Raw genomic sequence first — 23,488 nt, forward strand, 5'->3', positions numbered from 1 at the left:
CCGTCGCCCCCGTTCACGTTCGCTCTTCAGTGGAGGGTCCGGCTGATTTTTCGCTCCTCATGCGCTACTTTGGTGCGTCGCCGCGGTTACCTTGACGGGTGCGACATCATGAAGGAGTCAGCCGGACAACAGGCCGTTGAGCGACGCCCGGCCTGAAAGCTCCGGCACCCGCCCGTCCGCAGAGATGGTGGTGTGAACCGGTGAGGATCGAACCGCGCCAGCGCCTTCTGGAAACGTGGAAGGCCACTGTCGACAGCTCCTGGCGCAACGGTGTCTGGCACTGGGGTGGCCGGGACGGAACGAACTCGATCAGTGACGCCGAACAGCTGCTCTGCATCCTGCTGCCGGCCACCCAGGTGAACCCGTTCGCGCTGGACCGCCCGAACGGCACGGCCGATGCCATGTTGGACGCTCTCAGCCCGCTCGGCGACGAGAAGACCATCCCGCTCAACCTGGTGCGCATCGCCACCGACTACTTCCGGCGCTACCTCGAGGACGGCCGCCCGGTCTCCTCCGGTGGCAGCTACTTCCGCGCCGAGGAGGACTTCAAGGTCAACGACATCCAGCAGGGCCGCGACATCGTGGACTCGTTCGCCGTCTCGGTGACCCTGTCGCTGGCCACCATCGGTTTCGTCCGGATCTTCCGGCAGTCGGTCACCCGGATGAACATCCGCCGCGAGCTGCGCGATCTGGAGCGCCTGGCCAGCACCCGGCTGACCGCGGCCATGGTCGGCCTGCTGCGCAGCTTCTCCACCCACGTCTTCGAGTCCGGCAACGACCCGGGCCGGGTCCTGCTGGCCACCATCAACAAGACGCAGACCCCGTCGAAGGCGCTGGTCAACCAGTTCCGCAACGAGCTGCAGGAGACCATCGCCTCGTTCAACGAGGTGCTGATCGGGTCGGGGCAGACCGAGGAGCTGGAGAGCGCCAACTCGATGTTCGAGTGCGGCTGGTCGTGGGGCATCGTGAAACACGCGCCCGTCGTCACGCTGGAATACAAAACCGGCGGCCGCGAGAAGGACAGCTCCGAGCAGGCCGTCGACGAGATCGAGGACATCGGGGTCCAGCCCGACGGGATCGCGGAGAACAAGCCGTACCTCTACTTCACCGTGGTGGCGGTCGACGCGATCGAGGACCTCTTCTCCGAGCGGACCCGTGTCCTGGGTCTGCTCAACGAGGAGCAGCAGCGGCTCTCCCGGGCACTCCAGCTGCGCTGGGACCTGACCCTGACGTACTGGGCGAAGGTGGCGACCTTCGGCGACGGGCCGACCTGGCCGCTGGAGGACCCACCCTGGCAGACCACCGACGGTCTGCGCAGCGAGTACTACACGCTGCTGGTGACCTCGATCGTGGTCAAGGACCTGGTCCGCAAGCGTGGTGCGGACGCCCGCCTGGCCCGGATCGGCGCGGTCCTCGGCGACCTGGCGAACGAGGGGCGGGTGACCCGTCAGCACCGGCCCGGCGACTCCGGCATCGAGCTGCACGCCCCCGGCCTCAAGGTCACCCTGGAGGGCAGCGAGGACGACGACCCGGACAGCGCGAGCACGGCGATCTGGCGGGTCAGCGAGTTCGCCTCGCTCCTGCTCCAGCGCTGCATCGCGATCGCCGGTTTACTGAACGATGTGGAGGAACGGGCGCGCCTGCTGCGCCTGGCCGACCGGGTGTGGGAGCATCTGGCGCGGCGCCGGCTGACCGACAACGTCCACAGACGACTGTGGGATCAGCCGTCGCAGGTCTTCGAGAGCATCTCCGAGCACGACCGCCCCTCGTGGTACTACACCGAGCGGGTGGTCGCCGGCCTGGTGAGCGCGGCCAACATGCTGAACGAGGAACCCCTCGTCAACGACCGCCTCGTCATCCGCGCGTTAGACCTGCTGTACGAGGCCGAGCATCTGTACGACATGGAGCTGATGCGTGGCTCCGCCGATGCCAGCCGTGAGGTGATGGACGTCTTGACGGAGATCAGGGCGAAACTCGAACGGGCGCGCAACATCGCCCGGACCCGTCCCGGCGCCGCGTGCGCCCTGACGAACTGGATCCTGATGGAACTCGACGGCCTCGACGACGTCCGGCAGAGCGAGAGTACGGCGATCTGATGTTCGTTTTCGCCGCGTCCGACAAGGGCGGCACCGGCCGTTCGGTGACCAGCAGCAACCTGCTGTACCGCAGCGCTCTCCAGGGCAACGACGTCTGCTATCTCGACTTCGACTTCGGCTCGCCGACGGCCGGGGCGATCTTCGGCATCGAGCGGGCCGAGAACGGCACGGCCACCGGTTCCGGCCTGCACCGGTACCTCCTCAAGGAGGTGTACGAGCCGGAGCGCATCGACGTGTGGACCGCCACCGAGCGGCGCGTTTTCCGGACCGGGCACGCCAACACCGGCCGGCTGGTCCTGCTCCCCGGTGACGTGGGCGACGGCGACTTCCCGGACCGGGCCGATCTCCAGGACCGCTGTCTGGAGCTCTTCCTCCGGCTGAACGAGGAGTTCTCGCTCTGCATGGTGGACCTCAGCGCCGGCCGCAACCTGGCGGTCGAGATGGCGCTGAAGGTGACCGCGATGCCGGAGATGCAGCGGATCCCGACCCGGTGGCTGGTGTTCCACCGCTGGACCCGCCAGCACGTGGTGGCGGCCGGCGGTCTGGTGAACGGGCCGCGCGGGCTGCTGGCCATCGCCGAGACCTCCGGGCACAACCGGCAGGATTTCGCCAACAAGCTCCGGTACGTCCGTACCGCGGTGATAGACCCGGCCCCCTTGACACAGAGTGGCCTGACCGCGAAACAGGGCATTTGGCTCGATGAGTGCAACAGACGACTCACGAGATTGGCCGGAGACCACCAGGTCGGCAAAAATCTGTTATTGGGGTCGGTCCCGTTGGACCCCGTGCTGCAATGGCAAGAACAGTTGATCACTGACAATGACGTGGCGAGCGGCGTAGCGAATCCGGAGACCCGGAACGCGTTCGAACAGCTGGCGAAACGCCTCGTCGACGACGACTCGTGGGAGACCCTATGACGGTTGCCCTGCACCGCATGGATTACCGGGAGCGGACGACGCAGCACGTCGCACCATCCGTCGGCCTGTCGCACGTCTCGCTGGAGCTGGGACACCTCTACATGGAGGACCTGATGGCTCGCGAGGGCGAGAGCCGTCTGGCCGACTACTTCGTCAGTGTCTCCCCCTGGGTCAAGACCATCGAGTCGATGGGCCGCTGGGGGACGAACACGCCACGGATCAGCACCTGCTTCCTGATCGACGACTACTTCAGCCGGCTCGACGAGCCGGCCGTGATCATCAAGAAGGTGCTCGACGCGGCGGCCAAGAGCGGGTTGTCGATCGACTACATCGCGCGCGAGTCGAGCTGTGCCGAGTTCGGCGAGACGCGCCTGGCCCAGCGGGTCTTCGACCAGATCGTGCCGGAGCCGCTGCCCGGCGCCAACGGCAACCGCCCGACCGTGAAGGAGAGCGGCTGGCTGGCCAACGGGCGGCGCTCACCGGACACCGCGTCCGCCCCGGCGATGGGCGCCGACGCGTGGGAGAGCCCGAAACAGACCGCCGCCAACCGGCACTCGGTCTTCATGGACGTGCAGATCCGCGACGACCTGTGGTCCTGTTCGTTCCTGGCCTCGGTGTGGCAGCTCCTGCGGCTGGGCCTGCTCCGGCCGGACGAGAAGCAGCTGACCAAGCCGGTCAAGCTGGACGGCGACTACCCCCGGGACTGGTCGGAGCTGCCGCCGGTGATCAAGTTGACCGACACCCGGAACCCGTTCTGCGCGTACCGCAGCTTCTCGATCCTGCCGACCCGGTTCATGGAGGTCGAGATGGCCGCCCGGACGGTGTTGCACCAGGTCCGGGTCGATCCGCTGATCCTGGAGGACCTGGACTCGCGGGCCCTGCCGGAGCGCATCGAGCTGCCGCCGAACATCCTGGACCGGATCGACTACGCGTTCATCAACGACTGGACTCCGGCCAGCTCCCACTGAGCCGGAGCAGGTTGTCGGCCATGCTGCTGACCGCGAAGTCCTCGTCCTCGGCACAGTCGATCAACACCTCACGGACCTCCGTGAGGTGTGCGATCGGCGCGAGTGTCTCCACCGCGGCGCGCCGGGCCTCCAGGTGCCCGGGCACCCGGGCGTGACCGAGCACCACCCGCCGGACCGCCTCGTCGGTCAGCCAGCCCGCCAGCGCCCGGATCAGCACCGGCAGCAGTTGCGGGTCGCCGTCGGGGATCCGCTCCAGCAGGTCGTCGCGGGTCTGGTCGGCCCGCAGGACCGCGGCCAGCCGGGCCGCGACCTCGACGACGGCCGGGTCGGTGTCCTCGCGGACCCGCTCGCGCAGCATGTCGCCGGCCGGCTCCGGGTCGCCGGAGCCGATCAGCTCGATCGCGGCGGCCCGGATCCCCGGGTTCGGGTCGGCGCCGGCCCGGTCCACGATGACGTCCCAGAATCGTGCGTCGTCGCGCATCCCGGCGGCGGCCGCCTCGGTGAACACCTCGGCGACGTTGTCGTCCCGGCTGCGGGTCAGCAGGACCACCGTGAGGTCCACCCCGTCCGGGCAGTTCGCCAGCAGCACCCGTAGGGCGGCCAGGCGTACCTCCGGGCGGCCCTCGCCGGTGAGCGACACCAGCATCCGCCCGGCGCTCGCGTCCAGTCCCCGGCCGATCAGGCCGCGCAGCGCGGCGGTCCGGGTCTCGGTGTCGGCGTCCTCGGCCGCCGCCGCGACCAGCACCTCGGTCGCGACGGTCTCCGGGTCCTCGGCGAGCACCTCGACCGCGGCCAGCCGGACGAACGGCACGGTGTCCCCGGCGGCGACCTGGGACAGCAGCTCCCGCCGGGAGCCGGTGAGCGGCGGGTCGGCCAGGCTCTGGACGGCGGCCAGCCGGACGAACGGCTCGGCGTCGGCGAGCGCCCCGGCCAGGGTCTCCTCGGTGCCCGGGTACGCCCGGTAGGTGGTGCCGAGCACCTGGACCAGGGTCTCCCGGATCACCTCGTCGGTCTCCGCGGCCAACCGGTCGGCCAGCGCGCGCCAGGACCGCTCGCCCGGCCGGTGCCCACGCCCGGCCAGTGCCACCGCGGCCGCCCGGACCACGCTCCGCTCCTGGTCGTTGCCGATCCGTTCGAGCAGGGCGGCCTCCGGCCCGCTGCGGCCGAGCAGCCGGACCGCGGCCCGCCGGACCCCGGCCGACGGGTCGGTCCGCATCCGCTGCAGCAGGAGCTCCCGGGCCGGCCCGTGGGTCCCGGCCCGGGGCAGCAGGACCCCGGCCGCCGCCTCGACCACCTCGGCGGCCTCGTCGTCCCGGCAGGCGGCGAGCAGATCGGCCGCCACCTCGGCGGAGAGGTGCCGGCCGCGGGCCAGGACCCGCAGCGCCATGGCCCGGACCGAGGGGTGCGGGTCGCCGCGGCGGCAGGCGAGCAGGATGGCCTCGACACCCGGCTCGGTGCGCAGCCGCTCGCCGAGGATCTGCACCGCGGCCAGCCGGACGGCGGAGAACACGTCCCGGAACCGTTTCTCCGGGGAGACCACCCGGAACAGGACCGCGCGGGCCTCCGGGTAGACGGCGGCCAGCGGCGCCAGGGCCTGCACCGCGGCGAGCCGGACCACCGCCCGGGTGTCCCCGGCGGCGCGTTCCAGCGGGCTCAGCGCCAGCCGGCCGGACTCGATGGTCTCCGACCGGACCGCCTGCTGAGCGGTCTCGCCCAGCCCGGCCACCGCGGCACAGACGATCCGGACGTCCTCCTTGGCGCCGAGACGGGACTCGAAGATCTCGGTGAAGTGGTCGGCCGGGCCGGCCAGGATCGCGGCGATCCGGGCGGCCGAGGTGGCGGCCGGGTTGGTCACGATCTTCACGCCGGACGTCCGGTACCAGTCCAGGTAGACCTCCCGGTCCGGCCAGTGCGAGCCGATCGCCTCGATCGCCGGGATGAACTCGTCGGCCAGCAGGGCCGCGTAGTCGGGGCCGGAGCTGGGGTGGTCCGGGGCCGACGCACAGTGCACCAGCAGCCGCACCACCTCCCGCAGGGCCAGGCCCGCGGCGTGCCGGGCGTCGGCGATCTTGCGGACCCCGGCCAGGCACTGCACCGCCAGCGCCACGTTCCACGGCGGGTCGGGGCGGGCCTGCCGGGTGGACGGGCCGGCGTACTCCCACCACTCCGGGTTCACCTCGGTGATCAGCAGTTCGACCAGCCCGGCGGCCGGGCCCGGGGACAGCTGACCGGCGACCAGGCGCAGCGTCTCGCGCCACGCCGGATCGGCCCAGTGCAGCCGGAACACCCCGCGGACCTCGTCCAGCCCGGACCCGCTGCGGCTGAACCGTTCGACGATCGCCCAGGCGCAGTAGAACTCCTGGAAGGTGCGGTGCACGAACCGGTAGTCGGTACGTCCGGCCGGCCCCAGCACGTAACTGCGGCGGCTGAGCTGCTCGATCGCGTGCCTGGCGAACTCGTTGGCGTCGGCCCAGCCCAGACCGTGCCGTTCCAGGTGCCGGGTGAAGATCCGTTTCAGGTCCTCGACGCTGACCTGGTCGCCGTGCGGGCCGAGCAGCCCGGACATCATGTCGAAGGCCAGCCCGCGCAGCAGCTCGTGTTTCACCTCGGCGTCCAGGCGCTGCGAGCCGGGCGGCGCGTCCACCATCCGGCTGTCGTCCCAGCTGTCCACCAGGGTGACGGCGACCTGCTCGTACAGCCGCCAGCGCTGTTTCGGCAGCATCCGGTGCCGGCCGATGACGGCCAGGATGCTCAGCAGCATCGGGTTGCCGGCCAGCTCGGTGAGTTCCGGCGAGCGCGCGATGGTGCCGATCACCACCTCGCGGCGCAGTGTCACGTCGGCGGCCTGCGCCTCCGGCAGCGAGCGGAACCAGCGGTGCAGGAACTCGGCGGTCTGCTCGGGCAGGAACCGCTGCAGGGTGTGGTGCACGAACCCGGCCGCGCTCAGGGCCCGGCGGTTGTACTCGGCGGGGCGGGTGGTGACGATGATCCGGGCCGCCGGGAAGTTCTCCGCGAACGTGGCGATCTGGCCGGTGGTCTCCTCGCGCAGCCGCCGGTCCAGGATCTCGTCGAGGCCGTCGAAGACCACCACCGCCGGGTCGCCGCGGGCCAGGTAGAGGTGCAGGCCGTCGGGTTCGTCCTGGTAACCGTCGGTGGCGGCACGGTGGGCCAGGTAGTCCCGGAACGTGCGGGTGGGCCCGGCGGCGTACGACCGCAGCTCGATCAGGATCGGCAGGTGCCCGGCCAGGACCGCGAGGCGTTCGTCGGCGTGCGCCCGGGCCAGGGCCAGGGTGAGGTAACGGACCACCGCGGACTTGCCGGCCCCCGGGTCGCCGATCAGCGTGATCCGCTGGTGCCGCCGGTCGCAGAGCACGTCGAAGACCGGCTGGCCGGGCCAGGACAGCGGCAGCGCCTCCCGGTCCAGGCCCTCGGCGCTGTCACCGGGATCGCCCAGGGCGGCCGGGGTCAGGCGCGGCGGGTGGTCGGCGCGGGCGAACGGCTCGACGAAGACGTCGATCAGCTGGGTGCCCAGGAACGACGACTGCTGCGCCAGGTTCAGCAGGTCGAGTCCGCCGTACTGCTGCCGGTAGCGCTCGAAGTAGTGGGCGGTGGCGGCCGCACTGAGCCCCCGCGCGGGCTGTGGGACCGGCGCCCGCACGGTGCCCCGCTCCCGCTGCTCCAGCAGCTTGTGGACGGCCGCGTAGACGAGCAGGCCGAGTTCCTCGGGGGTCTGGAAGATGCTGCACAGGTGCTCGCGCTGGAGCACGTCGCGCAGGTCGTCGACCCGGGCCGCCTGGATGTCCCGGTCGACGAACTTGACCGGCCACGGCGCGTCCGGGCCGAGCAGGAAGATCAGGCAGTCCTTGCCGCTGGCGACGGCCGCCTCGTACTCCAGATGGGTGATGGATTTCGACTGTTTGGGGGGCGTGTAGCCGTACCGCCAGGCGAAGATCCCGATGTAGATGTCACAGGCCTCCACATCGTCGAGGCAGCGCGAGAGCGGGGCTCCGGCCCCGGCGACGTACTCCTCCATGGTCTTGAAGGGCAGGCCGAACAGGCCGAGCGCGTGGCGGACGGCTTCGCGGCACTCCTTCAGATCCTCGAAGGTGGCGGAGATGTAGGCCTCGGTCAAGGTCGCCCCCTCGCCCTCACCCTAGTCGTGTGAGGCAAGCCTCCACCATGGACGCGGCGTCCTGCCCGCAGCCCCAGGACACGGTCACGCCACCACCGCCGTGACCGTAGTTGTGGATCACCAGCTGGTCGTCGACGGTGCCCGTCTCCAGCCGGATCCGGTCGCGGACCGGGCGGTACCCGGACCGCACCCCGATCACCGGGGCGTCCCGCAGCAGCGGTTCCACGTCGGCGCAGCGGTCCCGGATGCGCCGGACCACCGCCGCCTCCGGCAGCGCCGGGAGACCCGGGCGCTCGATGGTGCTGCCGAGCACCACGGTGTCGCCGTGCGGGATGTAGTAGGTGAGCTCCGGACCGTCGCTCTCCTCGGCGAAGAACGTGTCGACGCCGGGGTTGCGCACCACCACGACCCGGCCGCGCACCGGGGTCAGGTCGGTGTCCCCGGCCAGCCGGCGGGCGCCGATGCCGCTGCAATTCACCACCACCGGGGCCAGGCCGGCCAGCTCCCGCAACGACCGCAGCTCGCGCCGTTCGATCCGGACGCCCTCGGTGCGCAGTGCGGCCAGCAGGTACTCCGAGTAGACCGGCATGTCGACCACCGCGGTGGTGTACGACCAGGCGCTGCCGTACCCCGGCCAGGCGCATCGTTCGAGGTCACCGGTCAGGTGCAGCCACGGGTGTGGTTCGACGGTCCCCCGGGACACCTCGACACCACGGGTCATGGTGACACCGGTGTCCCGTTCGGCGGCGAGTCCCCGGAAGATCGCCAGGCCCTCCGCCGCCCAGCGCTCCGCGTCGGGGTGATCGACCAGGAACGGCCCCCACATGGCCCCGGCCGCGCAGGAGTCGGTCGCGGGCGGAAGACGCCGCGCCACCACTCTCACTCGCAGCCCCCGCCGGGCGAGACACAGTGCGCTGGTCAAACCGCAGACGCCCGCACCGACCACAATGGCATCGATGTTGGTAACGGTCACACCCCGACACACTAACGGCTCACGCCCCGGAGCGGCACGGCCCGAAATTTCGGCCCCCGGCGGCGTCGCGGACGAAACGGCGCGAGCAGCCCTTATCCTTCCCGCGCTGGGTGATTGCCCCCGATCATCCCGGGGCGTCACGATGTAACTGAGCAATCGGGCCACGAAGAGGAATCATGCTGGCTTTCGGAGAGGTCCAGACCGGCCTCCTGCAGAACTCCGTGGCACTGTCCCGGCGGGCCACCGAGCAGTTGCTCGCTGACGCCGCCGATGACCGGGTCCGCTCGGTGACACGGCCGATCGCCCGGTCGGTCTCCCCGGACCGGCTGGAAGGGGTGGACTGCCGGCTGCCGACCATCTCCGGGCGCACCACCCGCGGTGTCGGCACCGTCGTCGCCCACACCATCGTCGTCTCCGGCCACGTCGCCCAGGGCTCGGCACACGCCCTGGTGTCCCCGGCCCGGACCACGCTGCGGCTGCCCTGGTCGCACTATCTGGCCAGCCCCGGTCATCTGGAGGCGATCGGCAAACTGGACCCGAAGGACGTCGAGCTGGGTGTGCTCAGCGGGGCTCAGCCGGCCGACACCCTGGAGCTGAACGCGATCGCGGCCCGGATGGTCGACGCGGTGCAGCGGTCCCGGCTGGTCGACCACGCCCCGCCGCTGCGCACCCCGCGGGTCCGGTTGCGCTGGACGGCGCTGCTCGATGCGGACCTGAAGGATCCGGGCGGCACGTTCACGCTGATCTCCGACGAGGTGCGGACCATCCAGCTGCGGGTCCGGACCGAGGACCTGGCCGCCGTCGTCACGCTCTGCGAAGACCTCGCCCTGCACGACTGGCTGCTCACCACGGTGCTGTCGGTGCTCGACGCCACCCTCGCCCACGACCACAGCCGCAGCGACCGGATGAACCGGCTGCAGCCCCTGCTGGAGCATCTGCCGCATCTGTGGATGCCGGGCGGGCACGTCATCGACGAGCTGTCATCGGTCTGGGCCGACCTCGATCGGCGGCCCGGTTTCACCAGGCAGTGGGAGTCCGCGATGGCCCGGGTCCGCGACCAGATCACCATCGGGGCGCTGGACCTGCTGCAGGCCGCCGGAAACCCGCGGGTCAGCCCACCGGCACGGTGATCCGGCGCGCGCCGGCCGGCCAGACCCGCACCACCTCACGGCCGTGCCGGCACGCCCAGTCGACGGTCTCGGCCGTCCCGCCCCGGCCGCCGGAGAGGTCGCCGTCCCAGACGGCGACCAGGATGTCGCTGCGGGAGACCACCTCGCGGCTGGCCGCCTCGTACGCCGCCTCCGGGGGCCCGGCCACCTCCATCCAGGACACCCGCCGGGCCTGGCGCAACAGGCGGGCCGGTGGGGCGGCGGGCGGCACCGCGGCGGCGGGCACCGGCAGCACCACCTCGAAGGTGCCGTGGCAGGCCCGGACCGCCTCGGCGAACAGCTGATCGGCGCCCTCGGCGAGACAGGTCACCCCGTGCACGCCTGGATAGCCGGACAGCAGCCGGACCAGCTCGTCGAAGATCAGCCGATGCGTGCGCGGCTGCATGCGGATGTGGCCGGTGACACCGATCGTCGTCACTGCCGTCTCCGATCTCGTCATGCCGGGTTCAACGCCCGGCTCACTCCAGTGTCCGTCAGACGGACGACACGGAACCCGGCGTCTGCCAGGATCTGCGGAATCTCCAGCACCGCGGCCCGGCACTTGGCACGTCCCTCCGGGCCCAGATCCTCCCAGGACACCAGATCGGGCGTCGTACGGCGTACGTCGTCCCGCTCCGGACCGTGCACCCACCCCGCGCCGCGGGCCGCGTCGGACCACCGCTCCTGCTCGCGCCGGGCCATCAGCTCCACCTCGGTCCCGGTGAACCCGAAGTCGTCGCTCGCGCCGTCGGCCGGGACGACGGCGCAACCGATCAGGTGCAGCTTGAACCCGAAGTCCCCGGCCTGCAGGCGGTTCGACCGGCGCAGCTCCTCGTCCAGCTCGGCCCACGGGCGCATCGCGGGGGTGCTGCCCAGCTCGGCGCCCCGGCGCAGGCAGCCGTCGACGAACCGCTCGTGGATCAGCCGGCCGAGCCGCTCGGAGAGGTCCTCGGCGATCAGCGCCGGGTCACAGCCGGCCGCGACCGCGGAGAAGAGTTTGATCCGGCCGTCGATCGGGTCGAGCAGCGGCTGCTGGTCCCGGTGGTGCCTGCTGAACGCCTCGGTGATCGCGGCCAGCGCGTCCACCACCACGACGATGTCACCGGACACCCGGCCCCACAGCCGGTACTCGCGCAGGGCCAGCTCCAGCCCCTCCCGGTCGTCGGCGAAACAGAGGAAGGCCCGGTCGTACCCGGCCCGGCCCGGATCGTCGAGCAGCGCGCCCACCTCGGTCTCGTACGCGTTGACCCGGCACCCGTCAGACACCACCTCGTAGCGGCGGGCGAGCCGGTCCCGCACCCGGATCGCGTCCGGGGCGACCAGGTCCACCGCGACCCGCTGCTCCGGCGCCGACCGCCGCAGCCGCCAGTGCCTGGCGATCTCCACGATCAGCGCCGGCACCAGCGACGAGTCGCCCACCACCAGCAGCCGGGGCACCCGGGCCGGCCGGCTCGGCAGCGGCGGCTGGTCCAGCAGCACGTGCACGGCCAGCTGGTCCAGGTGGAAGAAGTCCAGGCGCTGACCCGGCACGTACGGCGCGCCCAGCCGCCGGGCCTGCAGGGTGAGCGCCCAGTCCGGCTCGTGGATCTGCGCGTAGACGGTCAGGTTGTTGCGGGGCGCGGCCATCCGGGCGGCGGCCGCCGCGATCGCCAGGTCGGCGGCGCTGCTGTCGGCGCAGGCGTAGAGCACCGAGGCGCGTGGCACACCCGCGCCGCGGAGCACGTCCGGGTCGCGGGCGTCGCCGTTGACCCCGAGCAGGCCCCGGCGGCGCAGTTCCAGGGGGCCGATCGGCTGGCTGCGCACCACCACGACCCGATGGCCGCTCAGGTGCAGGCGGTGCGCCAGGGTGCGGGCCACCGACGTGTCACCGCAGACCACCACGTGCCCGCGGGACCGCCGGGCCCCCAGCCGGCGCAGCTCGGCGGCGAGCAGCACCCGGGCCGCTTCGGCGAACGCGTACAGCGTCACCACCGGGGCGACGAACCGGGCCACCTGCAGCGACGGCGGGAAACCGGTCGCGCCCTCCAGCGGGTCGGAACCCAGCACGAACAGCTGCAACGTGCCGTAGAGCAGGTCCAGCGGATCCCGGTCGGCGACACCCTGGCCGGCCAGGAACTCGTCCAGGCCGATCAGGCCCAGCACCACCGCGAGCACCCCGGCCAGCGCGAACACCGCCCGGGTCACGGTGACCGCGGGCTGAGCCTGGTCGTCCCTTCCGTCGCGGAACGGAGTCGGCGGGCGCGGCAAGGTGGCCATTCATCGACGATGACACACCGTCTTAAAGAGAGCAGCCCTCCGTAGCCACCGGAAGCGGCGCGGGCACTCCAAGGGTCGGAAGACCCAGGGACACACCCTTCAATTTCGGCGTACGCCCGGCCTCCCACGCGTCCCCGGCACGGGTCCGGCGGTGGCTGATCGGATCGCCGTCGGCGTTCAGATGGTGCGGAGCGGCGTACGTGATCACGGTCTCCACGACGTCACCCGGACGAGGGGTCGTCCCGCCGGTCGCGAAGTGCACCAGGCGCCCGTCCCGGGCCCGCCCGCTCATCCGGCCGGTCCGCTCGTCCTTCCGGCCCTCGCCGACCGCGACCAGGACCTCGACCTTCTCCCCGACGAGCTTCTTGTTCTCGTCCCAGGTGATCTCCTCGAGGGTGGCGATCAGCCGCTCGTAGCGGGCCTGCACCACCTTCTTCGGGATCTGGTCCGGCATCGTCGCGGCGGGGGTGCCGGGACGGATCGAGTACTGGAAGGTGAACGCGCTGGAGAACCGGGCCTTGCGGACCACCTCGAGGGTCTCCTCGAAGTCCTCCTCGGTCTCCCCCGGGAAGCCGACGATGATGTCGGTGGTGATCGCCGCGTCCGGCATGGCGGCCCGGACCTTCTCGATGATCCCCAGATACTTCTCCTGGCGGTAGCTGCGGCGCATCGCCTTCAGCACCCGGTCCGAGCCGGACTGCAGCGGCATGTGCAGCGAGTGGCAGACGTTCGGCGTCTCGGCCATCGCGGCGATCACGTCGTCGGTGAAGTCCTTCGGGTGCGGGCTGGTGAACCGCACCCGCTCCAGGCCCTCCACGTCACCGCAGGCGCGCAGCAGCTTGCCGAACGCGAACCGGTCACCGAACTCGACGCCGTACGAATTCACGTTCTGCCCGAGCAGGGTCACCTCGGAGACACCCTCGGCGACCAGCGCGCGCACCTCGGCCAGCACGTCGCCGGGCCGGCGGTCCTTCTCCTTGCCGCGCAGGCTCGGCACGATGCAGAACGTGCAGGTGTTGTTGCATCCCACCGAGATGGAGACCCAGCCGGCGTAGGTCGACTCGCGCTTGGTCGGCAGCGTCGACGGGAAGACCTCGAGCGACTCGAGGATCTCGACCTGCGCCTCCTCGTTGTGCCGGGCGCGCTCCAGCATCGTCGGCAGGGAGCCGATGTTGTGGGTGCCGAAGACGACGTCGACCCAGGGCGCCTTCTTGACGATGTCGCCCTTGTCCTTCTGGGCGAGGCAGCCGCCGACGGCGATCTGCATGCCGGGGTTCTTCAGCTTCGTCGGGCGCAGGTGCCCGAGGTTGCCGTAGAGGCGGTTGTCGGCGTTCTCCCGGACCGCGCACGTGTTGAAGACGACCACGTCCGCCGCGTCCGCTTCGGCGGCACGCACGTAGCCAGCGTCCTCCATCAGGCCGGAGATCCGCTCGCTGTCGTGCACGTTCATCTGGCAGCCGTAGGTGCGCACGTCGTAGGTGCGCGGGGTGCCCGCAATCTCGGTAGTCATGGCAATCAACCAGGCTACCCGCTAAGCCGCCGCATCCTGCTCCGGCGTCGGGTCGGGTTTGAACCGCGAACGGCCACAGCCGTGCGGCAGGGCGCACGCCGGGTCGGAACCGGTGCAGGGGCGCAGGTGGAAGCGCTCGGTGCCGTCGTCGGTCTCCCGCTCGTCGACGTGCACGGCGCGTAACGTCCCGTCCGGCTCGGCCAGGACGTACCGAGTCGGATTGAGGGTGTCGTCGGGCAGGAGCACCGCGGACCGCAACCGGACCGCGACCGCGCTCGCGATGGTCTCCTCGGCGACGCCGGAGGGTGTCACGTAGACGTCGACCACGGTCGGGAAATCGCCTCCCACGTGGTAGACGTCGCACATCAGATCCGCGCCGGGGATCATCCCGTGCACCGGGCGCCCCAGGGCGCCGGCCAGTGCTCCGGTCACGTCCCCGGGGTCTTTCCGATCGGCGATACACCAGTTCCACGGGCCGTCCACCATAAGGTCCATGGTTCAGACCCCTCTCTCAGTGCGATACCGGAGTTACCGCTCCGTGACCATTCTCGACACATTCCGATACGGACGGGCCCCTAGGGTGTGTGCATTCGAGTGAACCGACAACGAGTGGATGGACCAGGGGTGACAGACGAGGCTCTCATCGTCCTTGAGAACGTCAACAAGTGGTTCGGCCCCTTGCACGTGCTGCAGGACGTTGACCTGTCTGTCGCGCGTGGCGAGGTGGTGGTCGTGATCGGGCCCTCCGGGTCCGGCAAGTCCACGCTGTGCCGCGCCATCAACCGGCTGGAGCCGATCAACTCCGGCACCATCACCTTCGACGGGCAGCCGCTGCCGGCCGAGGGCCGCGCGCTGGCCAAACTGCGCAGCGAGGTCGGGATGGTGTTCCAGTCCTTCAACCTCTTCGCGCACAAGACGATCCTGCAGAACGTCATGCTGGGTCCGCTGAAGGTCCGCAAGGAGAAGCAGGACGTCGTCCGGGAACGGGCCATGTCCCTGCTCGAGCGGGTGGGCATCGCCAACCAGGCGGACAAGTACCCGGCCCAGCTCTCCGGCGGCCAGCAGCAGCGTGTCGCCATCGCGCGGGCGCTCGCCATGCAGCCCAAGGCCCTGCTCTTCGACGAGCCGACCAGCGCCCTCGACCCGGAGATGGTCGGCGAGGTCCTGGACGTGATGACGTCCCTGGCCCGCGAGGGCATGACGATGGTGGTCGTCACCCACGAGATGGGTTTCGCCCGCCACGCCGCCAACCGGGTCGTCTTCATGGCCGACGGTCAGCTGGTCGAACAGGCCGCGCCGGAGGAGTTCTTCGCGAACCCGCGCAGTGAGCGGGCGAAGGACTTCCTCTCCAAGATCCTCACGCACTGAGCGCCCTCGGGCCCGCCACACGACGGCGGGCCTGATCGTAGAAGGAGATATGTATGCGTTTCACTCGTGCAGCCGCCCTGGCGACCGCCGCGGCTCTGACCTTCGGCATGACCGCCTGTGGCGGCAACAGCGAGTCCGGTGACTCCGGCAGCACCGGCGGCGAGAAGAAGTCGTTCGCCGCGGGCAGCACCATGGAGAAGCTGAACACGGCCGGCTCGATCAAGGTCGGCACCAAGTTCGACCAGCCCGGCTTCGGTCTCAAGGGCCTGTCCGGCAAGCCCGAGGGCTTCGACGTCTCGGTCGCGAAGATCATCGTCAACGAACTCGGCATCCCCGAGGACAAGATCGAGTACGTCGAGACGCCGTCGAAGGTCCGCGAGGACGTCATCGTGAACGGCACCGTCGACTTCGTGGTCGCCACCTACACGATCAACGACAAGCGCAAGGAGCGCATCGCGTTCGCCGGGCCGTACTACGAGGCCGGCCAGAACATCCTGGTCAAGGCGGACGACGCGGCGATCACCGGCCCGGACGCGTTCAAGGCCGGCGACAAGAAGGTCTGCTCGGTCACCGGCTCCACCCCGGCCGAGAACATCAAGACCTACGTCAAGGACGTCGCCAGCCAGCTGGTGCTCTTCGACACCTACGACAAGTGCGTCACCGCGCTCGACGGCGGTCAGGTCAACGCTGTGACCACCGACAACGTCATCCTGCTCGGCTACATCGCCAAGAACGAGGGCAAGTACAAGCTCGCCGGCGAGAACTTCACCAAGGAGCCGTACGGCATCGGCGTGAAGCTGGACGACAAGGACTTCCGGACCTTCATCAACGACACGCTGGAGAAGGCGTACGCCGACGGCAGCTGGAAGAAGGCCTGGGACGACACCGCCGGCAAGTTCGGTGCCGAGCTGGGCGCCGCGCCCGCCGTCAACCGTTACTGATCCTCACCGCCTGATCTGACCCGGGGAGCTTCCGCCCGTGAGTGTGTTAGTTGACAAGTTCGACGTCTTCGCGGGCGGCTTCTGGCTCACCTTCCAGATCTGCGTGCTCGCCGCGATCGGCGCCCTCGTGCTGGGCGCCGTCGTGGCGGTCCTCCGCATCTCTCCGGTGCCGCCGCTGCGCGGACTCGGCACCGCCTACGTCACGGTCTTCCGGAACATGCCGCTGACCGTGGTGATGTTCTTCTCCGCGTTCGCGCTGCCGGCGCTCGGCTCCAACGCCGACTTCCTGCGCGTCCCGGTGCTCGACCAGATCTTCACCCGGCTCGGCACCGACCTGCCGTACTTCCGCTTCGCCCTGATCGCGCTGGTCCTCTACACCGCCGCGTTCGTCTGCGAGGCGCTGCGCTCCGGCGTCAACGCGGTCTCCCCCGGCCAGGCCGAGGCGGCCCGCTCGCTGGGCCTCACCTTCGGCCAGAACCTGCGGTACGTGGTCCTGCCGCAGTCCTGGAAGGCCTCGATCGTCCCGCTCGGCTCGGTCATCATCGCGATGATCAAGAACTCGGCGCTGATCGGCTTCTTCGGCGTCGTCGGTGACCTCTCCGCCACCGCCGACCAGCTCACCGGCGCCGAGGGCTTCGCCTTCGTCCCCGTCGCCATCGGCATCTCGATCGGATACCTGATCATGACCGTCCCCCTCGGGGCACTTCTCGACCGGATCGAGCGCCGGCAGGCGGTGGCGGCCCGATGAGCCAGCAGACCGTTCTGTACGACATCCCGGGGCCCCGGCAGCGGCGGCTCACCCTGATCATCAGCATCCTCGCGGTCGCGCTGGTCGCGGCCGGCGCGTACTTCCTGATCTACCAGCCCCTGGACGAGAAGGGGCAGTTCTCGATGGAGCTGTGGGGGCCGATGATCGACCCCTCCAACGAGAACTTCGTGCTGGTCTGGCAGCGGATCTGGGTCGGCGTCCAGAACACCCTCACCGCGGCCGTCCTGGCGATCATCAGCTCGCTGGTCATCGGCACCCTGCTGGCGATCCTCCGGATCCAGCTCAAGGGCCTGGTCACCCGCCGGTTCGAGGGCTCCGCCACGCCCGTCGCGTACCTGCTGCGCGGTCTCAGCCTGGTCCTCGCCGGCCTCACCCGGTTCTGCGTCGAGGTGTTCCGCGGCCTGCCGGTGGTCATCACGATCTTCTTCGTGGCCCGCGGCTTCCCCGAGTTCGGCATCACCATGGACAACCTCTGGTACCTGGTGATCGGCCTGACCATCTACAACGGCGTGGTGATCGCCGAGATCCTGCGCTCCGGCATGGAGGGCCTGCCGCCCGGCCAGCGCGAGGCAGCCGTCGCGATCGGCCTCTCGCCGTTCCAGACCACCTCGCTGATCCTGCTGCCGCAGGCGTTCCGGATCATGCTGCCGGCGCTGATCAGCCAGCTCGTCGTGGTCCTCAAGGACACCTCGCTGGGCTTCATCATCAGCTACGAGGAGACCCTCAACATCGGCAAGCAGATCATCGGCGCGCTGAGCAACCCGATCCAGGTCTACGTGATCATCGCGGTGCTCTTCATCCTGGTGAACTACTCGCTGTCGAAGCTCGCCCAGTACGTCCAGAAGCGCCTGGCCCGCGGCCGCAAGACCGCCGCCCTGCCTCCGCAGAACCCGCCGCCGGCCGCGCTCATCTCGCAGGCCGAAGGCGGCGGGGGTGGCGGCGCCGGCGGCGGCGCTTCCTGACTTCTTTTCCGTTTCGCCCTTTACCGGGCCAGCTCCGTCACCCTGGACTCACGGACCACGGTGACCCGGATCTGGCCCGGGTAGGTCAGCTCCTCCTCGATCTGCTTCGCCACATCACGGGCGAGGACCGCGGCGCCGATGTCGTCGATGTCGTCCGGGCGGACCATCACCCGGATCTCCCGGCCGGCCTGCATGGCGAACACCTTCTCCACCCCGATCTTGCCGCCGGCGATCTCCTCGATCCTTTCGAGCCTCTTGACGTACGCCTCCAAGCTCTCGCGCCGGGCACCCGGGCGACCACCGGAACACGCGTCGGAAGCCTGCGTGAGAACCGCTTCGATCGTCTGCGGCGGCACCTCGTTGTGGTGCGCCTCGATCGCGTGCACGATGTCCTCGTGCTCGCCGTACTTGCGGGCCAGGTCGGCGCCGATCAGCGCGTGACTGCCCTCCACCTCGTGGGTGAGGGCCTTGCCGATGTCGTGCAGGAACGCGGCCCGTTTCATCGTCGGCACGTCCAGCCGCAGCTCGGCCGCCATTATCCCGGCGATGTGCGCGGTCTCCACCAGGTGCTTGAGCACGTTCTGGCCGTAACTCGTCCGGTACCGCAACCGGCCCAGCAGCTTCACCAGCTCCGGGTGGATGCTGGTGATCCCCACGTCCACCAGGGCCTCCTCGGCCGCCCGGTCGCAGAGCCGCTCCACCTCGTTCTTGGCGCTGTCGAAGACCTCCTCGATCCGGTGCGGGTGGATCCGCCCGTCCAACACCAGCTTCTCCAGCGTCAGCCGGCCCACCTCGCGGCGCACCGGGTCGAAGCAGGACAGCAGCACCGCCTCCGGGGTGTCGTCGATGATCAGGTTCACGCCGGTGGTCGACTCGAACGCCCGGATGTTGCGGCCCTCACGGCCGATGATCCGGCCCTTCATCTCGTCGCTCGGCAGATGCAGCACGCTGACCACGCTCTCCGCGGTCTGCTCGCTGGCGATCCGCTGAATCGCGTCGACCACGATGTGCCGGGCCCGGGTGTCCGCGGTGTTCCGCGCGTCGTTCTCGATGTCGCGGACCAGGATCGCCGCCTCCCGCTTCGCCTGGCCCTCGATCGCCTCGATCAGCTCGGTCCGGGCGGTGTCCACGCTGAGACCGGCGATCCGCTCCAGCTCCCGGCGCTTGACCTCCTCCGCCTTGGTCAGCTCGGCCTCACGCCCGGTCAGCGCCGACTCCCGCTTCGACAGCTCGGCCTCCAGCGTGGCCAGGCGGCGCTCCCGTTCCACCAGGCGCTCCACCGCCTCGCCGTGCAGGCGCTCCCGCTCGTCGATGCGCGCGGCCCGGCGCTCCACCTCCGCCGACTGCTCCTTCACCGTCGCGTTGATCAGCGCGGTCTCCCGCTCACCGGACCGGCGGGCCGCGCTCCGCAACTGTTCGGCGTCGGCCTCCGCCTGCCGGTGGGCGTGCTCCAGGATCGTGTCGGCCTCACCGTGCGCCGCCTCCAGCACCCGGCGGGCCTCCGCCCGGGCGGCACTGGCCTCGGCTTTCGCAGCGGCGGTCTCCGCCCGTACCGAAGCGGCCTTGGCATTGGCGTCCTCGACCTTGGCCTGCGCGTCACCGAACGCCTGCTCCTGGCGTTCCTGGGCGACCTGCCGATCGGTGCGTAGCTGACGCAGCGCTCTGGTCCCGAGAATCAGCCCGACTGTCACCAGTGCGGCAAGCACGATGATCGCAACCACGAGCACCCAGTCCACGGGATCCATCTCGCCGCGTCTCCCTTCGCCGCCGGCGCGGTGCACACGCGCGCGAGCATCTCTTGCGGGATGCCCGACCAAGGCAGCTGACCGCGGGCGGCAAGCCCGGGAGCACACGCTCCGCCTTCGGCTACCCCGAGACTCCAGTCTCCGTCCGTCCAGCCCCGCGACCCGCGACCTGCGGCCCTTGCGACCCGCGACCCGCGGCTTCCGCAACGCGCTGCTTCCGCGACCCGCGGCTTCTGCAACGCGCCGCTTCCGCGACCCGCGGCTTCCGCAACGCGTGGCTTTCGCGACCCGCCGGCCACGGCGATCCCTCGGCCGGCAAGCCGCCGGTTCGCTGATCGACGTCGCCTTCCGGCTCGCCGCCGTCCGATCCGCTGACCTTGCGCACCCTCACGGTTCGCGAACATCCGGCCTGCTCAGGCCATCCGATCGTGCACCTTGCGGGTAACGCCGTCCTTCGACTCGCGGCCGCCCGGTTCACCAGACCCGTTGGGCCCGCTCGCCCGGCTCACCAGACCCGTAGGGTCCGGCTCACCAGCCCGCGAGGTCCGGCCTGCCTGGCTCACCAAGCCCGTCGGGTTCGGCTTCACCAAGCCCTTAGGATCCGGCCTGCCCGGCTCACCGAGCCCGTAGGATCCGGCCTGCCCGGCTCGCCAAGCCCATAGGACCCGGCTAGCCCGGCTCACCAAACCCGCGAGGTCCGGCCTGCCCGGCTCACGAAACCCGGAGGGCCCGCTTGCCCGGCTCACCGGCCCGTGGCCCGCTTGCTGTCCGGCTCGCGTGCCTTGTCGGTCGTGGATCCTATGGTCCGCGGCCTTCCAGCCACCGCTTTGCGGCCTTCAGCCATTGCCTAGCGACCTTCCAGCCGCCGCTTCGCGGCTTTCCAGCCGCCGCTTCGCGGCTTTCCAGTCATTGCGAAACTTTCGGCAACGGCCACGCGGCTCACGCGAACCTTGTCGCCACGGCTGTCAGGCTCTCGCGAACCTTCCGGTCGTTACGGCCCGGCTTGCGGGTTCCGGCTGTCCGGCCCTCGCGGGCCTTCGGCCCTGGCCAGTCGACCTTGCGGTCTGCTGGTCCGTCGCGGGCTTTCGGCTCGGCGGGCTCGGCCTTCCGGGACATTGACCGGCTGATCGGCGGGTGATGTCGCCGGATCTCTCGCGGTGGCCATTTCGCCGGTGTCCGCGATCGGTCCTGCTGATCATCCGCCGGCCGGTGCTGGCGTCCGGTTCCGTCGGCTCGCGCCGATCGTCGCCGGATCCGGCATCACCGGGACTCGTCACTTCCGGTTCGGCTCGGTGCCGTCTCACCCGGTCGTGTCGAAATCCTCGGACACCTGGGCTCCCCGGTCGCCTCTCAGCTTCCGGCGGCCGACGCCCACGACACCGTCGCCGTCAGCACGTGCCGACAGTTTCCGGGCCGGAGCTTCGGCCGGCAGCGCTGCCCGATGATCGCCATCCGGCGATCCGTGCAACGTTTCCCTGCGTAGCCACGCCATCGTGGTCGTCCCAACGAACGGGAACGCTCGTTACCGTCAGTGGGATATCCGGTCGTCTTGAACGGCTGTCGCCACCCGAGACCCCGGCGATCCCGTTTCCGGCTCGGATCGCCCCGTCGTCGAACCGCCCGGTAGGCCGCTCGAATCAGGAGTATGTGGAGTTGTGGGGTTGACCGCCGGTATGTCGCGCCGTCGGCCACGCGGTCAGCGGCCGACGGAGGCATCGCCTGAGCGGCTGACCGCCCAAGTGATGCCGTAATGTAATGCGATCTATGTTGTGCCTGTTGCATGCGATGGTCGAACAAACCTTGTGTAACGCGAGGTTAGGTCGCAAGCACCGCTTCGGTCAAGGACTCATGATTCGGCAGCGGATGGGACGTACGGCACAGACTTCCTTACGCCCAGCTCACGATCCCACAGGACATTCCAGACGTACCGTGCGATCACGCCGTGCCATCGCCACCCTCACCATTATCGCCACCGCCACCGCCGCCCTCACGCGCGACACGGAGCGTGACAGACACCGACAGTAACGGAACCTATCGACCATCCCGCCTGCTCAATCACCGAGTGATACCCACCGAATAGGTGCCAGAGGAACAATCCTCACATCACAACTATATCGGCGCTCCCGAACCCCCCACCCCGACAACCGTCATCCGGTACGGGTAACCAAGCCCACAATCGGGTTAAGCCGCCCGAGTGACCACCACCAGCGAACCAGGCGACGCCGACCACTGAGCCCGGGCCCGGAGCCAACCAGCCCACCGCCCCGAAATCCACCAAACATCCAGCAGATTCACAGCACCACCGAGCGACCTGAACCCAACCACCTCAGCCGGAGGAAACCTCCCGACCACAGATGATCAGGGCCGCCGGACCAGGCACACCATCCAGGCGAGACCCCCAAGGGCCAAGCTCGAGCCGAAGCATACGAAGTAGCAGCCAGCACATTCACCCGGGCCGCGTTCCACCGAAGGATCGCAAAGCCAACGCCTGACCAGGAGCGTCCCACCCGTCACACCACTGCCACGGATCCGCCATAACCAGGCCGGTCCGCCACAACCAAGTCGATCCGCTTCGACCAGGCCGGTCCGCTGAAACCGGGAAGGCTCGCTTCCCAGGGTCGATCCGCTTCCACAGGGTCGACCTGCTGCAACCAGGCTGGCCGCTTCCACAGGGTCGACCTGGTTCCTCAGAGTCGGCCCGCCTCGCCCAGGCCGGTCCGCTTCAGCCAGGCCGGTCCGCTTCGATCAGGACGGCCTGCTTCGACCAAGCTGGCCTGCCGCGACCAGATCGGACAGCTACACGGCGGATCGGCCGCCGCTCATACTGGGAGAAGATCGAGGGGCTGAAGTTCCGGCGCAAACTGCGGGTCCGGCACTACGGGGACCGCACGAACGGCGAGCAGCGCGCCATACAGCCACACGGCGCCGATTGCGATGCCCGCGCCGCATCGGCGCATTGATCGGGCGCCGGTGTGACCGATCCGGGTCAGAGGCCGGTGGTGTCGTCGGCCAAAGCGTCGGGGTCGATCGCATCGGCGAACTCCGCCGCCTCGGCGTCCCTGGCCGCCAGTGCGTCCTTCACCGCCCTGATCGCGATGCCGGCTGGGTAGCCCTTGCGAGCGAGCATCGCCACCAGCCTGCGGAAGATCGCATCCGGCTCGCCCCGCGCGGTACGCAACTTCCGATCGACGAGCGCCCGCGCCGCAGCGGCCTCCGCTTCCTCGTCGACCACTTCCAGAGCCTCGTCGGCCACCTCGGCATCGACACCGCGCTGCCGCAGCTCGTTGGCGAGCGCCCGTCGCGCCAGTCCTCGCCCGTGATGCCGGCTGGAGACCCAGGCCCGCGCAAAGGCGGCGTCATCGATGATCCCGACCTCGTCGTACCGATCGAGAACCTCGGCGATCACCTCTTCGGAGATCTCTTTACGAACCAGAACCTTCGCCAGCTCCGCCCGGGTCCGCGGCCGAACCGCGAGCTGCCGCAGACAGATCTCCCTGGCGACTTCCGACTCACTACGCGGCGGCTCGTTCCGCCCAGCCGCACCCTGCCCACGGCCCGCAGCACCCTGCCCACGCTCAGCCGAGCCCTGCCCGCGCTCAGAACCCCGCCGCCGGCCCGAACGCCCCCGACCGCCGCCAGAGGCCCCGTCGTCCCACCCCGAGGACCCGCCACCAAGCGGATACCCCCCACGCTCAACAGCCGC

At 70.1% G+C, this 23,488-nt stretch carries 15 protein-coding genes and 1 pseudogene; 8 read left to right on the forward strand and 8 right to left on the reverse strand.

What is annotated here, in order from left to right; genetic code table 11:
• The first annotated feature begins 200 nt into the window (after window positions 1-200).
• Genes Aco03nite_RS17650 through Aco03nite_RS17660 form a run of 3 tightly spaced genes read left to right on the forward strand, consistent with a single transcriptional unit; the run spans window position 201 to window position 3,981 of the window.
• A complete protein-coding gene (locus Aco03nite_RS17650; RefSeq protein WP_203796437.1) occupies window positions 201-2,096 on the forward strand; it encodes an SCO2524 family protein in 1,896 nt (631 codons plus the stop codon).
• Window positions 2,096-3,013, forward strand: a complete 918-nt coding sequence (locus Aco03nite_RS17655; RefSeq protein WP_203796438.1) for an SCO2523 family variant P-loop protein — start codon at window positions 2,096-2,098, stop codon at window positions 3,011-3,013. Before Aco03nite_RS17650 ends, Aco03nite_RS17655 begins: the two co-directional genes overlap by 1 nt.
• Window positions 3,010-3,981, forward strand: a complete 972-nt coding sequence (locus Aco03nite_RS17660) for an SCO2522 family protein (RefSeq protein WP_203796439.1) — start codon at window positions 3,010-3,012, stop codon at window positions 3,979-3,981. The genes Aco03nite_RS17655 and Aco03nite_RS17660 overlap by 4 nt, the downstream gene beginning before the upstream one ends.
• Here the strand turns inward: Aco03nite_RS17660 and Aco03nite_RS17665 are convergent.
• A complete protein-coding gene (locus Aco03nite_RS17665; RefSeq protein ID WP_203796440.1) occupies window positions 3,950-8,113 on the reverse strand; it encodes a HEAT repeat domain-containing protein in 4,164 nt (1,387 codons plus the stop codon). The two genes, Aco03nite_RS17660 and Aco03nite_RS17665, sit on opposite strands and share 32 nt — an antisense overlap.
• Window positions 8,114-8,129: 16 nt before the next feature.
• Complete coding sequence (locus Aco03nite_RS17670; protein ID WP_203796441.1) at window positions 8,130-9,086, reverse strand: FAD-dependent oxidoreductase; 957 nt, start codon at window positions 9,084-9,086, stop codon at window positions 8,130-8,132.
• 176 nt (window positions 9,087-9,262) lie between these two features.
• Here Aco03nite_RS17670 and Aco03nite_RS17675 point away from each other — a divergent pair, with 176 nt between their 5' ends.
• Window positions 9,263-10,216, forward strand: a complete 954-nt coding sequence (locus tag Aco03nite_RS17675; RefSeq protein WP_203796442.1) for an SCO2521 family protein — start codon at window positions 9,263-9,265, stop codon at window positions 10,214-10,216.
• Here the strand turns inward: Aco03nite_RS17675 and Aco03nite_RS17680 are convergent.
• The 4 genes from Aco03nite_RS17680 to Aco03nite_RS17695 are packed head-to-tail and all read right to left on the reverse strand — an operon-like array spanning window position 10,197 to window position 14,495.
• On the reverse strand, window positions 10,197-10,694 hold the full coding sequence (locus Aco03nite_RS17680; RefSeq protein ID WP_203796443.1) for a hypothetical protein: 498 nt from the start codon (window positions 10,692-10,694) through the stop codon (window positions 10,197-10,199). The genes Aco03nite_RS17675 and Aco03nite_RS17680 overlap by 20 nt on opposite strands.
• Window positions 10,691-12,490 carry an NAD-binding protein gene (locus tag Aco03nite_RS54090; protein WP_203796444.1) on the reverse strand — a complete coding sequence of 600 codons (1,800 nt, stop codon included), beginning with the start codon at window positions 12,488-12,490 and terminating at the stop codon, window positions 10,691-10,693. The genes Aco03nite_RS17680 and Aco03nite_RS54090 overlap by 4 nt, the downstream gene beginning before the upstream one ends.
• Window positions 12,491-12,512: 22 nt before the next feature.
• A complete protein-coding gene (gene miaB / locus Aco03nite_RS17690; protein ID WP_203796445.1) occupies window positions 12,513-14,000 on the reverse strand; it encodes a tRNA (N6-isopentenyl adenosine(37)-C2)-methylthiotransferase MiaB in 1,488 nt (495 codons plus the stop codon).
• A gap of 21 nt (window positions 14,001-14,021) precedes the next feature.
• Complete coding sequence (locus tag Aco03nite_RS17695) at window positions 14,022-14,495, reverse strand: hypothetical protein (protein ID WP_203796446.1); 474 nt, start codon at window positions 14,493-14,495, stop codon at window positions 14,022-14,024.
• 129 nt (window positions 14,496-14,624) lie between these two features.
• Between Aco03nite_RS17695 and Aco03nite_RS17700 the strand changes: the two genes are divergently transcribed.
• From Aco03nite_RS17700 to Aco03nite_RS17715, 4 genes are read left to right on the forward strand one after another with little or no spacing between them, the layout of a single operon-like run.
• Window positions 14,625-15,368 (forward strand): amino acid ABC transporter ATP-binding protein, encoded by a 744-nt coding sequence (locus Aco03nite_RS17700; RefSeq protein ID WP_203796447.1) that lies wholly within the window; start codon window positions 14,625-14,627, stop codon window positions 15,366-15,368.
• Window positions 15,369-15,421: 53 nt separating this feature from the next.
• Window positions 15,422-16,309, forward strand: coding sequence for a glutamate ABC transporter substrate-binding protein (locus Aco03nite_RS17705; RefSeq protein ID WP_203796448.1), 888 nt, complete (start codon window positions 15,422-15,424; stop codon window positions 16,307-16,309).
• A gap of 37 nt (window positions 16,310-16,346) precedes the next feature.
• A complete protein-coding gene (locus Aco03nite_RS17710; protein WP_203796449.1) occupies window positions 16,347-17,057 on the forward strand; it encodes an amino acid ABC transporter permease in 711 nt (236 codons plus the stop codon).
• Window positions 17,054-18,040, forward strand: a complete 987-nt coding sequence (locus Aco03nite_RS17715; protein WP_203796450.1) for an amino acid ABC transporter permease — start codon at window positions 17,054-17,056, stop codon at window positions 18,038-18,040. Before Aco03nite_RS17710 ends, Aco03nite_RS17715 begins: the two co-directional genes overlap by 4 nt.
• A 20-nt stretch (window positions 18,041-18,060) precedes the next feature.
• On the opposite strand, the gene rny is transcribed toward Aco03nite_RS17715, so the two are convergent.
• Together rny and Aco03nite_RS17725 are read right to left on the reverse strand one after the other, a co-directional pair.
• Window positions 18,061-19,785, reverse strand: a complete 1,725-nt coding sequence (gene rny / locus Aco03nite_RS17720; RefSeq protein WP_203796451.1) for a ribonuclease Y — start codon at window positions 19,783-19,785, stop codon at window positions 18,061-18,063.
• A 2,986-nt stretch (window positions 19,786-22,771) separates the two neighbouring features.
• Window positions 22,772-23,296: pseudogene (locus Aco03nite_RS17725) on the reverse strand (regulatory protein RecX); the annotation flags it as partial.
• Window positions 23,297-23,488: the final 192 nt, after the last annotated feature.

The organism is Actinoplanes couchii, assembly GCF_016862075.1.
Lineage (GTDB): Bacteria > Actinomycetota > Actinomycetes > Mycobacteriales > Micromonosporaceae > Actinoplanes > Actinoplanes couchii.

Bases quoted from the DNA above. Each gene is read 5' to 3' on its own strand.
- miaB (WP_203796445.1), bottom strand. From the start codon at position 14,000: ATGACTACCGAGATTGCGGGCACCCCGCGCACCTACGACGTGCGCACC.
- Aco03nite_RS17695 (WP_203796446.1), bottom strand. From the start codon at position 14,495: ATGGACCTTATGGTGGACGGCCCGTGGAACTGGTGTATCGCCGATCGG.
- Aco03nite_RS54090 (WP_203796444.1), bottom strand. From the start codon at position 12,490: ATGGCCACCTTGCCGCGCCCGCCGACTCCGTTCCGCGACGGAAGGGAC.
- Aco03nite_RS17715 (WP_203796450.1), top strand. From the start codon at position 17,054: ATGAGCCAGCAGACCGTTCTGTACGACATCCCGGGGCCCCGGCAGCGG.
- Aco03nite_RS17680 (WP_203796443.1), bottom strand. From the start codon at position 10,694: ATGACGAGATCGGAGACGGCAGTGACGACGATCGGTGTCACCGGCCAC.
- rny (WP_203796451.1), bottom strand. From the start codon at position 19,785: ATGGATCCCGTGGACTGGGTGCTCGTGGTTGCGATCATCGTGCTTGCC.
- Aco03nite_RS17705 (WP_203796448.1), top strand. From the start codon at position 15,422: ATGCGTTTCACTCGTGCAGCCGCCCTGGCGACCGCCGCGGCTCTGACC.
- Aco03nite_RS17660 (WP_203796439.1), top strand. From the start codon at position 3,010: ATGACGGTTGCCCTGCACCGCATGGATTACCGGGAGCGGACGACGCAG.
- Aco03nite_RS17675 (WP_203796442.1), top strand. From the start codon at position 9,263: ATGCTGGCTTTCGGAGAGGTCCAGACCGGCCTCCTGCAGAACTCCGTG.
- Aco03nite_RS17655 (WP_203796438.1), top strand. From the start codon at position 2,096: ATGTTCGTTTTCGCCGCGTCCGACAAGGGCGGCACCGGCCGTTCGGTG.